The organism is Agromyces selenitireducens, from assembly GCF_052748465.2.
In genome coordinates this window covers 2,093,775-2,106,675 of record NZ_CM188259.1, presented here as the reverse complement: position 1 = coordinate 2,106,675, position 12,901 = coordinate 2,093,775, and the positions used below count along the sequence as shown (strand labels likewise).

The 12,901-nt window shown below is 71.7% G+C and carries 11 protein-coding genes; 9 read left to right on the top strand and 2 right to left on the bottom strand.

The window, feature by feature from the left end; genetic code table 11:
- Positions 1–95 precede the first annotated feature (95 nt).
- The 4 genes from ileS to ndk are packed head-to-tail and all read left to right on the top strand — an operon-like array spanning position 96 to position 5,645.
- A complete protein-coding gene (gene ileS, locus ACULK4_RS09805) occupies positions 96–3,419 on the top strand; it encodes an isoleucine--tRNA ligase (RefSeq protein WP_445964241.1) in 3,324 nt (1,107 codons plus the stop codon).
- Complete coding sequence (locus ACULK4_RS09800; protein ID WP_445964240.1) at positions 3,416–4,789, top strand: bifunctional folylpolyglutamate synthase/dihydrofolate synthase; 1,374 nt, start codon at positions 3,416–3,418, stop codon at positions 4,787–4,789. Before ileS ends, ACULK4_RS09800 begins: the two co-directional genes overlap by 4 nt.
- A complete protein-coding gene (locus ACULK4_RS09795; protein WP_445964239.1) occupies positions 4,786–5,226 on the top strand; it encodes a DUF4233 domain-containing protein in 441 nt (146 codons plus the stop codon). The genes ACULK4_RS09800 and ACULK4_RS09795 overlap by 4 nt, the downstream gene beginning before the upstream one ends.
- A complete protein-coding gene (gene ndk, locus ACULK4_RS09790; RefSeq protein WP_445964238.1) occupies positions 5,223–5,645 on the top strand; it encodes a nucleoside-diphosphate kinase in 423 nt (140 codons plus the stop codon). The genes ACULK4_RS09795 and ndk overlap by 4 nt, the downstream gene beginning before the upstream one ends.
- Before the next feature lie 70 nt (positions 5,646–5,715).
- On the opposite strand, the gene ACULK4_RS09785 is transcribed toward ndk, so the two are convergent.
- A complete protein-coding gene (locus ACULK4_RS09785; RefSeq protein WP_445964237.1) occupies positions 5,716–6,339 on the bottom strand; it encodes a vitamin K epoxide reductase family protein in 624 nt (207 codons plus the stop codon).
- Positions 6,340–6,611: 272 nt separating this feature from the next.
- Between ACULK4_RS09785 and ACULK4_RS09780 the strand changes: the two genes are divergently transcribed.
- On the top strand, positions 6,612–9,368 hold the full coding sequence (locus ACULK4_RS09780) for an Rne/Rng family ribonuclease (protein WP_445964236.1): 2,757 nt from the start codon (positions 6,612–6,614) through the stop codon (positions 9,366–9,368).
- Here the strand turns inward: ACULK4_RS09780 and ACULK4_RS09775 are convergent.
- Positions 9,354–9,635 carry a DUF4031 domain-containing protein gene (locus ACULK4_RS09775; protein WP_445964235.1) on the bottom strand — a complete coding sequence of 94 codons (282 nt, stop codon included), beginning with the start codon at positions 9,633–9,635 and terminating at the stop codon, positions 9,354–9,356. The two genes, ACULK4_RS09780 and ACULK4_RS09775, sit on opposite strands and share 15 nt — an antisense overlap.
- Before the next feature lie 242 nt (positions 9,636–9,877).
- Between ACULK4_RS09775 and rplU the strand changes: the two genes are divergently transcribed.
- The 4 genes from rplU to proB all read left to right on the top strand — a co-directional run bounded on the left by rplU (position 9,878) and on the right by proB (position 12,859).
- Positions 9,878–10,186, top strand: coding sequence for a 50S ribosomal protein L21 (rplU, locus tag ACULK4_RS09770; protein ID WP_129234758.1), 309 nt, complete (start codon positions 9,878–9,880; stop codon positions 10,184–10,186).
- Between the two features lie 21 nt (positions 10,187–10,207).
- Positions 10,208–10,465: a 50S ribosomal protein L27 gene (gene rpmA, locus ACULK4_RS09765; protein ID WP_445964234.1), complete on the top strand. Its 258-nt coding sequence runs from the start codon at positions 10,208–10,210 to the stop codon at positions 10,463–10,465.
- 70 nt (positions 10,466–10,535) lie between these two features.
- Positions 10,536–12,071, top strand: coding sequence for a GTPase ObgE (obgE, locus tag ACULK4_RS09760; protein ID WP_445964233.1), 1,536 nt, complete (start codon positions 10,536–10,538; stop codon positions 12,069–12,071).
- Positions 12,068–12,859 carry a glutamate 5-kinase gene (gene proB, locus ACULK4_RS09755; RefSeq protein ID WP_445964232.1) on the top strand — a complete coding sequence of 264 codons (792 nt, stop codon included), beginning with the start codon at positions 12,068–12,070 and terminating at the stop codon, positions 12,857–12,859. The genes obgE and proB overlap by 4 nt, the downstream gene beginning before the upstream one ends.
- Positions 12,860–12,901 lie beyond the last annotated feature (42 nt).

Genomic DNA, 12,901 nt, shown 5'->3' with positions numbered 1-12,901 from the left:
GTGCGACGCTGCCGGGCAAGCGGGGTGGTACCGCGCAGGGGTCGAACCGGTCCCGGCGTCCTCGCGGTAGGTGATCCGTCCCGCAAGGAGCGCGCGTGTACCCCCGCAACGACGACCAGCCCGTGGCCCCGTCGCCCGACTTCCCCGCCATCGAGCGCGACGTGCTCGCGCACTGGAAGGCCGACGGCACGTTCCAGGCCTCCGTCGACCAGCGCGACGGCGCCGAGGAGTGGGTCTTCTACGACGGCCCGCCCTTCGCCAACGGGCTGCCCCACTACGGGCACCTCCTCACGGGTTACGCGAAGGACGTCTTCCCGCGCTTCCAGACCATGCGCGGCAAGCAGGTGCATCGCCGCTTCGGCTGGGACACCCACGGCCTGCCCGCCGAGCTCGAGGCCGAGCGCCAGCTCGGCATCACCGACAAGGCCGAGATCGAGCAGATGGGCATCGCCGCGTTCAACCAGGCCGCGCGCGACGCCGTCCTCCGCTACACGAAGGAGTGGGAGGAGTACGTCACCCGCCAGGCCCGTTGGGTCGACTTCGAGAACGACTACAAGACCCTCGACGTGACGTTCATGGAATCCGTCATCTGGGCCTTCAAACAGCTGCACGAGAAGGGCCTCGCCTACGAGGGCCACCGCGTGCTGCCGTACTGCTGGCGCGACCAGACGCCGCTCTCCAACCATGAGCTGCGCATGGACGACGACGTCTACAAGAACGTCCAGGACCAGACCGTCACCGTCACCTTCCCGCTCACGGGCGCGAAGGCCGAATCGCTCGGGCTCACCGCCGTACGCGCGTTGGCCTGGACGACCACGCCGTGGACCCTCCCGACGAACTTCGCGCTGGCAGTGGGCCCCGACATCGAGTACGCGGTCGTCCCCGCCGGTCCGAACGGCACCCCGGATGCCACGGTCCTCCGCGAGCGCGCGGGCGGCGCGGCATCCGACACCGAGGTGCTCGGGGCCGAGTACCTCCTCGCCGTCGACCTCGTCGGCAACTACGCGAGGGAGCTCGGCTACGAGTCGCCCGAGGAGGCGCGCGCCGCGGTGTCGCGCACGGTCCGCGGCGCCGAACTCGAGGGCGTGACCTACGACCGCCTGTTCGACTACTACGCCGACATCGAGCGCTGGGGGCTCGAGAACGCCTGGACCATCCTCGTCGCCGACTACGTCACGACCGAGGACGGCACCGGACTCGTGCACCAGGCGCCCGCCTACGGCGAGGAGGACCAGAAGGCCTGCGAGGCGGTCGGCATCCCCGTGATCGTCTCACTCGACGAGGGTGGCAGGTTCCTTCCCGAGGTGACGGATGTCGCGGGCCAGCTGTGGAGCGACGCCAACAAGCCGCTCACCCAGCTCCTGAAGGCCGAGGGACGGCTGCTCCGCCAGGCGAGCTACGAGCACTCGTACCCGCACTGCTGGCGCTGCCGCAACCCGCTCATCTACCGCGCGGTGTCGAGCTGGTTCGTGCGCGTGCCGGAGTTCCGCGGCCGCATGGAGGAGCTCAACCAGGAGGTCAACTGGGTCCCGGCCAACGTCAAGGACGGCCAGTTCGGAAAGTGGCTCTCGGGCGCGCGCGACTGGTCGATCAGCCGCAACCGGTACTGGGGCTCGCCGATCCCGGTATGGAAGAGCGACGACCCCGCGTACCCGCGCATCGACGTCTACGGCTCGCTCGAGTCGCTCGAACGCGACTTCGGCCGCCTGCCGGTGAACCAGCACGGCGAGCCCGACCTGCACCGCCCGTACATCGACGAGCTGACCCGCCCGAACCCCGACGACCCGACCGGCCGGTCGACCATGCGCCGCATTCCCGACGTGCTCGACGTGTGGTTCGACTCGGGCTCCATGCCGTTCGCGCAGGTGCACTACCCGTTCGAGAACCGCGAGTGGTTCGACTCGCACAACCCGGCCGACTTCATCGTGGAGTACATCGGTCAGACGCGCGGCTGGTTCTACACGCTGCACGTGCTGTCGACGGCGCTCTTCGACCGCCCGGCGTTCGAGAACGTCGTGAGCCACGGCATCGTGCTCGGCAACGACGGGCAGAAGATGTCGAAGTCGCTGCGCAACTACCCCGACGTCAACGAGGTGTTCGACCGCGACGGCTCCGACGCGATGCGCTGGTTCCTCATGTCGAGCTCGGTGCTGCGCGGCGGCAACCTCATCGTCACCGAGGAGGGCATCCGCGAGGGCGTGCGCCAGCTCATGCTCCCGCTGTGGAGCACCTGGTACTTCTTCTCGCTCTACGCCAACACGGCGCGCGAGGGCGGCTACGAGGCATCCCGCCGAACCGACTCGACCGACGTGCTCGACCGCTACCTCCTCGCCAAGCTGCGCGACCTCGTCGAGGCGGTCACGGCCGACCTCGAGGACTTCGACTCGCCGCTCGCGGCGCAGAAGCTCCGCGACTTCGCCGACGTGCTCACGAACTGGTACGTGCGCCGGTCGCGCGACCGGTTCTGGGGCGGCGTCGCCGAGGACGGCACGGGCGCCGAGGCGTTCGACACGCTTCACACCGTCCTCGAGACGTTGACGCGTCTCGCCGCGCCGCTGCTCCCGCTCGTGACCGAGCAGGTCTGGCGCGGGCTCACCGGAGGCCGCAGCGTGCACCTGGCCGACTGGCCCGACGCCTCCGAGTTCCCGGCCGATCCCGAGCTCGTCGCGGCGATGGATGCCGTGCGCGAGGTGACCGGTGCGGTGCTGGCGCTCCGCAAGCAGGCCGGGCGGCGAGTGCGACTGCCGCTCGCGTCGCTCACGGTCGTCACTGCGGAGGCCGCGATGCTCGCACCGTTCGAAGCGATCCTGCGCGACGAGCTCAACGTCAAGCGCGTCGATCTCGTCGAGTTCGACGAGTCGAGCGCGGCCGCCTACGGCGTCACCAAGCGGCTCACCGTGAACGCGCGCGCCGCCGGACCACGACTCGGCAAGCGGGTGCAGCAGGCGATCCGGGCCGCGCGTTCGGGTGACTGGACGCTCGAGGGCGACGCGGTCGTCGCGGGCGGCATCGCGCTCGAGCCGGGGGAGTACGACCTCGTGCTCGAGGCGAGCGGCGCCGGTGACGGCGGCCAGGCGCTCGGGCTGCTCGCCGACGGCGGCTTCGTCATCCTCGACACCGCGACGACGCCCGAGCTCGAGGCCGAGGGCCTCGCGCGCGACGTGGTCCGAGCCGTGCAGGACGCCCGCAAGGCAGCCGGCCTCGAGGTCGGCGATCGCATCCGCCTGACGCTCACGCTCGACACCGCCGCCGGCGCCGCCGCCGCGGAGACGCACCGCGACCTCATCGGCCGCGAGACACTCGCGCCCGAGGTCGTGATCGCCGCCGGCGACGTGGGCGGGGACGACGCGCGTTCGGTCGGCGAGGCGTCGAAGCTCTCGGTCGCGGTCGAGAAGCTCGCGGAGGTGACGGCCCGGTGACCGACGTGATCCCCGAGTCCACGCCCGAGGAGCGCGACGCGGCCGACGCCGTCTATGCGGCGTTGCTCGCGAGGGTCGGCGAGGCGTCGCCGCAGCCGCGGCTCGACGCCACCCGCCGGGCGGTCGAGTTGCTCGGCGACCCGCATCGCGCGGCTCCCGTGATCCACCTGACGGGCACGAACGGCAAGACCTCGACGAGCCGGATGATCGAGAGCATCCTGCGGGCGCAGGGGCTCCGAACGGGCCTGCTCACGAGCCCGCACCTCGTGCGGTTCACCGAACGGATCCGCATCGACGGCGCGCCGATCGCCGACGAGGCGGTCGCGCGCATCTGGGACGAGATCCTGCCGGTGCTCGACCTCGTCGACGCCGAGCTCACGGGTCGCGGCGAGGAACCGCTCACGTTCTTCGAGGCGCTCACGGTGCTCGCCTTCGCGGCGTTCGCCGACGCGCCCGTCGACGTCGCCGTGCTCGAGGTCGGCATGGGCGGCGAGTGGGACTCCACGAACGTCGCCGACGGCCAGGTCGCCGTCATCACGCCGATCGCGATCGACCATGAGCAGCGGCTCGGCCGGACCGTGGCCGAGATCGCCCGCACGAAGGCGGGCATCGTCAAGCAGGATGCCGCGGTCGTGACCGCCTTCCAGGCTCCCGAGGCACTCGAGGTGCTGCACGAGGTCGCCGCGTCGAAGCATGCCACGGTCGCGGTCGAGGGCGGCGCCTTCGCCGTGCTCGACTCGAAGGTCGCCGTCGGCGGCCAGCTCGTGTCGGTGCGCGGCCTCGCGGGCGAGTACCGCGACCTCGCGCTGCCGCAGTACGGCCGCCATCAGGCCGAGAACGCGGCGCTCGCGATCGCCGCGGTCGAATCGTTCCTCGGCGGCGGCGTGCGCCTGGCCGACGACGTCGTCGAGGCGGGGCTGGGCGGGGCGACCTCGCCGGGCCGGCTCCACCCGATCTCGGTCGACCCGACCGTGCTCGTCGACGCCGCGCACAACCCGCACGGCGCGGGCGCGCTCGTCGAGGCCCTCGGCGAGTACTTCGACTTCGACGAGCTCGTCGTCGTCCTCGGCGTGCTCGGCGACAAGGACGCGACCGGCATCGTGAGGGCGCTCGAGCCGACGGCGGCGAGCTTCGTCGTGACGCAGTCCGAATCCGACCGGGCGATCCCGGCCGGCGAGCTTGCGGCATCCGTCGCCTCGATCGTGGGGCCGGAGCGCGTCGACGTGATCGAGCGCCTCGACGACGCGCTCGACGAGGCCCGCGACTGGGCCACGCGCGGCGAGAAGCGCGGCGTCGTGGTGACCGGGTCGGTCACGCTCGTGGGCGACGCGATGGCGATCGCCGACGATCGCGGCTGGGCGAGCCGATGACCGCCGCCGACCCGGAGCGACCGGCGGGCGACGAGGTGCCGCGGCCCGTGCCCGGCGGACCGCGCTCGGTGCGCCGCACGCTCGCGAGCATCGTGCTCGTCTTCGAGGTCGTCGTCGTCTTCCTCGCGGCCCTCGTGATCTGGGGGCTGTCGCGCGAGGAGGGCGGCATCCTCGGCCTGCCCGAGTGGGCGCCGCTCGCCGGCGGCGGCCTGGTCATCCTCGGCCTCGTCGTGACCGTGGGCTCGCTGCGCCACGAGTGGGCCTACGGGCTCGGCTGGGCGCTGCAGGCCGTCATCTTCGCGTCGGGCGTGCTGAACCCGGCGATGTTCGTCGTGGGTGCGCTGTTCGGCGGCATGTGGGCGTACTGCATGATCGCCGGCGCGCGCATCGACCGTGATCGGGCGGCGTCCGCCGCCCCAGGAAGGGAACCCGAATGACCACCGCCATCGAAGAGACCCTCGTGCTGGTGAAGCCCGACGGCGTCGCGCGCAACCTCACGGGCGAGATCCTCCGCCGCATCGAGGCGAAGGGCTACTCGCTCGTCGACATCCGCATGGTGCAGCCCGACCGCGAGCTGCTCGCGCAGCATTACGCCGAGCACGAGGGCAAGCCCTTCTACGAGCCGCTCGTGGAGTTCATGGAGTCCGGTCCCGTGGTCGCGATGCGCGTGGCCGGCAACCGCGTCATCGAGGGCTTCCGGGTCCTCGCCGGCACCACCGATCCGACGACTGCGGCGCCCGGCACGATCCGCGGCGACTACGGCCGCGACTGGGGCCTGAGGGTGCAGCAGAACCTCGTGCACGGCTCCGACTCGGTCGAGTCGGCCGAGCGCGAGCTCGCGCTCTGGTTCGGCTGAGCCCGCTCCGCAACCGCGTCGCGGCGGCGGTGTCCGGTGACGGATGCCGCCGCCGTCGGCGCTCTGCGGATCAGAACAGGTTCTGCAGGTCGATGAGCACGCGAGGTATCGCGTTCATCTGCGCCTGCGCGAGCAGGACCACGACGGCGTAGCACGCGATGGTGATGACGGCCACCCATCCCATGAGCGTGCCGGCGACGCGCCGCATGCCCTCGGATGCCGGGATGGCGCCCTCGCGCAGGTTCCGGAGCGTGACCACCAAGAACACGGGGATCGTGACCGCCCAGGTGAGCATGCACCACGGGCAGAGCACGTCGAGCACGTAGATGCTCTGGGCGATCAGCCAGATCACGAACGCGAGCGCGCCGGTCACGCCGACGTTGAGCCCGATCCAGTACCAGCGCGCGAACCGTGCGCCGGCGAGCAGCGCCATGCCGGTCGTGACGACGACCGGCCAGGCCATGAGCCCGATGAGCGGGTTGGGGAAGCCGAAGACCGACCCCTGGTCCGATCCGAGGTTGACGCTGCAGCCCACGAGGACGCCGACGTTGCAGCCCGGGACGTACCCGGGATTCGAGAGCGTCAGGATCTTCTCGAGCGTCAGCTCGAAGGCGGCGAGAAGCCCGAGCGCCCCGGCGATCACGAGGAACACGGCGAGCGCGACGGGTCGCGCCGGGCGGGGGGTGTCGGGCATGCCCGGTATTCTGGCACGGCGATTCCGCGCGGCGCTGGGAGACCGTGCGATAATCGTTGCAGTCGCCCGGGCCGCGCTCGGTGCGACGCCAACGAGGGCTTTGGGGATGCACCGCATCCGCATCCGCGGACGAACCGCGAGATTTGGCGTCACCGGCACCCGCCGGGCGCAGCAGAGAAGGATTGGCGGTCCGGCGCACGGCGCTGGGCCGCTCCGAGGAGTACGGGGTGAGGTGGCGCGGCCACCGCCCCCGGCGTAGGAGTGCACCAGAGATGGTGGAAGACAACAACGGAACACCGACGGACGCATCATCGGACGAGCCGAGCCGGCGCAAGGTGGGGCTGTTCGGCGCCCGCCGCACGGGCCGGCGCGCGACGCAGGTCGTGCCACGCGGCGAGCACGACGTGACGGATGCCGCGGCCGAGGCCGTGGACGACGCTCACGCAGGCTCGGAGGAGCCCACGGCGACTCCGGAGCCCGCCGCGCCCGCCGAGACTCCCGCCGTCGCGGAGACCCCCGAGTCCGCTCCGGGGGAGCAGTCCGAGGTGGCGCCCACGGGTGGGCAGGTCCCGACGGATCGCACCGCCGAGGACGACGGCGAGGCCGAGGCCGAGGGCGAGCAGGCCGGCCTCGAGGCATCCGTCGCGCCCGAAGCTGCCGAGGAGACTCCCGCGACGCCCGAGTCGCCGATCCCCGCGGAGCTCACGACGACGTCGCTCATCTTCCACGCGCCGCCGGTGTTCGAGCCGCCGGTCGCCGACCGAGGCGACCGAGGCGATCGAGGCGATCGAGGCGATCGAGGCGACCGTGACCGTGACCGCGAGGCCTCGGGCGAGGGGTCGAGCGTGCGCCGCCGGTCGCGCCGCCGCAGCGGCGAGGAGTCGCGCAACGCCGGCGACGAGCCGGCGAACACCGTCGTCAAGGTCCGAAAGCCCCGCGAGCCCGAGCTCATCACCGAGCCGCAGAAGGTCAAGGGCTCCACGCGTCTCGAGGCGAAGAAGCAGCGCCGCCGCGACGGCCGCGACGCCGGCCGCCGACGCGCCGTGATCACCGAGGCCGAGTTCCTGGCGCGCCGCGAGTCGGTCGACCGTCGGATGGTCGTCCGGCAGAAGGGCGGCCGCATCCAGATCGGCGTCATGGAGGACGGCGTGCTCGTCGAGCACTACGTCGCCCGCAACCAGGACGCGTCGCTCATCGGCAACGTCTACCTCGGCCGCGTGCAGAACGTGCTGCCGAGCATGGAGGCCGCGTTCGTCGACATCGGCCGCGGCCGCAACGCCGTGCTGTACTCGGGCGAGGTCGACTGGGACGCCGCCGCCGAGAACGGCGAGAAGAACCAGCCGCGTCGCATCGAGCTCGCGTTGAAGCCGGGCGACCGCGTGCTCGTCCAGGTCACCAAGGACCCGATCGGACACAAGGGCGCGCGCCTCACGAGCCAGGTCTCGCTGCCGGGCCGCTACCTCGTGTACGTGCCGAACGGCTCGATGAACGGCATCAGCCGCAAGCTCCCCGACACCGAGCGGGCGCGCCTGAAGAAGATCCTCAAGGAGGTGCTGCCCGAGAACCAGGGCGTCATCGTGCGCACCGCCGCCGAGGGCGCCACCGAGGAGCAGCTCACGCGCGACGTCAACCGGCTCGTCAACCAGTGGCAGGACATCTCGCAGACCATCGAGAAGGTCCAGGCCCCGGCCCTGCTGCACTCCGAGCCCGACCTGCTCATCAAGATCGTCCGCGACGTCTTCAACGAGGACTTCCAGAAGATGATCATCGCCGGCGACGACGCACGCCGCACGATCGAGAAGTACCTCGGCCAGGTCGCGCCCGACCTGCTCGAGCGCGTCGAGGCGTACGAGGGCGAGCGCGACGCATTCGACGAGTTCCGCATCACCGAGCAGATCGAGAAGGCGCTCGAGCGCAAGGTGTGGCTCCCGTCGGGCGGTTCGCTCATCATCGACCGCACCGAGGCGATGACGGTCATCGACGTCAACACCGGCAAGTTCGTCGGCTCCGGCGGCAACCTCGAAGAGACGGTGACGAAGAACAACCTCGAAGCGGCCGAGGAGATCGTCCGCCAGCTGCGCCTGCGCGACATCGGCGGCATCATCGTGGTCGACTTCATCGACATGGTGCTCGAGTCGAACCGCGACCTCGTGCTGCGCCGACTCGTCGAGTGCCTCTCGCGCGACCGCACCAAGCACCAGGTCGCCGAGGTCACCTCGCTCGGGCTCGTGCAGATGACGCGCAAGAAGCTCGGCCTCGGCCTGCTGGAGTCCTTCTCCGAGGCGTGCGAGGTGTGCGCGGGGCGGGGCATCATCGTGCACCACGAGCCCATCGCCAAGCACCGCGCACCGCAGCAGCAGGTCGAGCGTCGACGCAACCGCGGAGGTGGCGGCGGTGGCGGCAACGGCGGCGGTTCGTCGCAGCCGCCGGCCGCCGACAAGGCGCATGCCGGCACCCACGCGATCACCGAGGACGTCAAGCACGCGCTCGCGCAGATCGCCGCATCGACGGTCGCGCACGCCGAGCACAAGGCGCCGCTGACGGATGTCGCAGCCGCGGCTCCGACCGGCGAGCCGGCCGCCGGGTCGGGCGCTGCGCCCGAGGCTGAGGCAGCCGCGGAGGCACCCACGGGGCGCCGTCGCGGACGCCGGCGCGCGTCGCGCGGAACGGGCGGAGCGAGCGGCGAGCGGAACGAGGCCGCCGAGGCCGCCGAGGCGGTCGCCGCCACCGAGACGCCTGGCGAAGCCGCCGCCGGTTCCACGCCCGCGGCCGAGACCTCCGACGACCGCTCCGCACCGCTCATCGAGCTGCCGGAGGCGCCCGTGCGGCGCGAACGTCCGGCGCGCGTGCCGGAGGCCGAGGTGCTCCTCGACTCGATGCTCGACGCGCTGCCCGCGCCCAAGCAGCCCGGCGAGGGTCGCACCCGCTCGAAGAGCCGTCGGGTGACCACGGCGGCCCTGAGCCCCGCGGGCGCTCCGCCGGTGATCACGCGCCCCGAGAGCGGCGAGGGCGACTCAGCGTCCGAGTGAGCCGCGTCGCTCGCGCGGGGTGACCCGGAGCCCGCTGGCGCGGAGCCGCCGGACGAGCTCCCGCGCGGGCACGGGCTCGGCGCCCGCCGCGACGAGCTCGTCGTAGCGTTCTACGGGCACGTCGTAGTGGTCGAGGTCGAAGCCGCGCGCGGGGATGCCGTTGCGTTCGGCGAACGCGATGAGCTCCTCGATCGAGGCGTCGCTCACGAGGTGCGACCACACGGTGCCGTGCTTCGGCCAGAGCGGCGGATCGATGAGCACGGCCATGCGCCGAGTGTACGCCGGGGCGGCGGGCCATCCGCTCGTGGCCGATGGGACACGCGGTCGCCGCGCGTTTGACCGCCCCTGCGGCATCCGTGTAAACTCGACCGTTGGTGCCGCCGCTTATCCCGGTGGGCACGCACAGTTTTCTGGCAGTGACGACCCTCCTTCCCGCTGGGGTCATCCGCGCAGTGACATCCCATCAAATTCGTAGGAGTCGCAAGGCTCCCTGGAGATAGGTACGAGAAGTGGTTTACGCAGTAGTGCGCGCCGGTGGTCGGCAGGAGAAGGTCGAGGTCGGCACCATCGTGACGATGGACCGCATCAAGGCCGACAAGGACGGCAACGTGCAGCTCACGCCCGTCCTCCTCGTCGACGGCGACAAGATCACCTCCGACGCGAAGTCGCTCGCCAAGGTCACGGTCACGGCCGAGGTCCTGAACGACCTTCGCGGCCCGAAGATCGTGATCCAGAAGTTCAAGAACAAGACCGGCTACAAGAAGCGCCAGGGCCACCGTCAGGAGCTCACGCGCGTCAAGATCACCGGCATCAAGTAACGGCCAGAGGAGACAGGGACAATGGCACACAAGAAGGGTGCGAGCTCCACTCGCAACGGTCGTGACTCGAACGCGCAGCGCCTCGGCGTGAAGCGCTTCGGTGGTCAGGTCGTCAAGGCCGGCGAGATCCTCGTCCGCCAGCGCGGCACGCACTTCCACCCCGGTGCGGGTGTGGGTCGTGGCGGCGACGACACGCTGTTCGCCCTCGAGGCCGGCGCCGTCGAGTTCGGCGCCAAGGGCGGCCGCAAGGTCGTGAACATCGTCGCGGTCGACGCGTAGCGACGACCGGTTTCGTGAGGGCGGGCTTCGGCTCGCCCTCACGTGTTTTTCGAGAGGGAGTGATGAGGCGATGGTGAGCTTCGTCGACCAGGTGCGCCTGTTCCTGCGCGCCGGACACGGCGGCAACGGCTGCGTGTCGGTGCGCCGGGAGAAGTTCAAGCCGCTCGCCGGCCCCGACGGCGGGAACGGCGGCGACGGCGGCGACATCGTGCTCGTCGCCGACCCCCAGGTGACCACCCTCCTCGCGTACCACGGGCGGCCGCACCGCTCGTCCGAGAACGGCCAGCCCGGCATGGGCGACAACCGCTCCGGGGCGACCGGCGAGCCGCTCGAGCTCCCCGTGCCCGTCGGCACCTTCGTGAAGGACGACGACGGCACCGAGCTCGCCGACCTCACCGAACCGGGCATGCGCTTCGTGGTCGCGCCCGGCGGCCAGGGCGGCCTCGGCAACGCCGCGCTCTCCTCGCAGAAGCGCAAGGCCCCCGGCTTCGCCCTGCTGGGCACGCCCGGATTCGAGGGCGAGGTCACGCTCGAGCTGAAGACGATCGCGGACGTCGCGCTCGTGGGCTTCCCGTCCGCCGGCAAGTCGAGCCTCATCGCGGCGATGTCCGCGGCGCGCCCGAAGATCGCCGACTACCCGTTCACGACCCTGCACCCGAACCTCGGGGTCGTGCAGGCCGGTGACCACCGATTCACGGTCGCCGACGTCCCGGGCCTGATCGAGGGCGCGAGCGAGGGCAAGGGCCTGGGGCTCGAGTTCCTCCGGCACGTCGAGCGGTGCTCCGCGCTGCTGCACGTGCTCGACTGCGCCACGCTCGAGCCGGGCCGCGACCCGATCTCCGACCTCGAGGTCATCCTGCGCGAGCTCGAGGCGTACCGCGTGCCCGAGGGCCAGGTGCCGCTGCTCGATCGTCCGCAGCTCGTCGCGCTGAACAAGGTCGACGTCCCCGAGGCGCGCGAGCTCGCCGAGTTCGTGCGCCCCGAACTCGAGTCGCGCGGCTACCGCGTGTTCGAGATCTCCACGGTGAGCCACGAGGGGCTCCGGCAGCTCGGCTTCGCACTCGGCGAGGTCGTCGACCGAGCCCGAGCGGATGCCGCGCACGCGCCCGCCGCGCCGCGGATCGTGCTGCGCCCGAAGCCCGTGCACGATGCCGGATTCGTGGTGAAGCCCGAGGGCGGCAGCTACGGCACGATCTACCGCGTGCTCGGCGCGAAGCCGGAGCGCTGGGTCGCGCAGACCGACTTCACGAACGACGAGGCCGTCGGCTACCTCGCCGACCGGCTCGCCCGCCTCGGCGTGGAGGACGAGCTCGTCCGCGCGGGCGCCGTGGCCGGCTCGACCGTGGTCATCGGACCCGGCGCCGGCGTCGTGTTCGACTGGGAGCCCACGCTCACCTCGACGGCGGAGCTCATCACGTCGCCCCGCGGGAGCGACGTCCGCCTCGACGAGAACCGTCGCGCGACGCGCGCCGAGCGGCGCGGCGAGTACCACGAGCGCATGGACGCGAAGGCGGAGGCGCGAGCCGAGCTCGAGCGCGAGCGCGCGGCCGGACTCTGGGCGGGTGACGAGGCCGCCGACGCCGCCGACCACGAGGAACGCGGATGACGACGACGCCCCTGACGCGCGAACGCGTGGCGGACGCGCGTCGCATCGTGGTGAAGGTCGGCTCGTCCTCGATCTCGGGCGTGAACGTCGGGCAGATCGCACCGCTCGTGGACGCGCTGGCCGCGGCGCACGAGCGCGGCGCCGAGGTCGTGCTGGTCTCGTCGGGGGCGATCGCGACGGGCATGCCGTACCTGCGGCTCGACGCCCGACCCGACGACCTCGCGACGCAGCAGGCCGCGGCATCCGTCGGCCAGAACATCCTCATCTACCGCTACCAGGAGTCCCTGCGCCGCTACGGCATCGTCGCCGGCCAGGTGCTGCTCACCGCGGGCGACCTCGAGAACGACACGCACCGCCTCAACGCGCAGCGTGCGATGGAACGGCTGCTCGGGCTGAGGATCATGCCGATCGTGAACGAGAACGACACCGTCGCCACCCACGAGATCCGATTCGGCGACAATGACCGGCTCGCGGCGATGGTCGCCGAGCTCATCGGCGCCGACCTGCTCGTGCTGCTCTCCGACGTCGACGCGCTCTACACCAGGCCGCCGCACCTCGAGGGTGCCGACCGCATCCCGCACGTGCCGCTCGGCGACGAGCTCGCAGGCGTCGAAATCGGCTCGATCGGCCGCGCCGGCGTCGGCACCGGGGGAGCGGAGACCAAGGTGTCCGCCGCGCGGATCGCCGCGGCATCCGGCACCGGGGTGCTCGTCACGGCGACGTCGCTGGTCGCCGAGGCACTCACCGGGTCGCCCATCGGAACCTGGTTCGAGCCCGCCGCCCGCTGACGTCACACGCAGCCCGGAGCGCTCGCGTGCGAACTAGGCTGG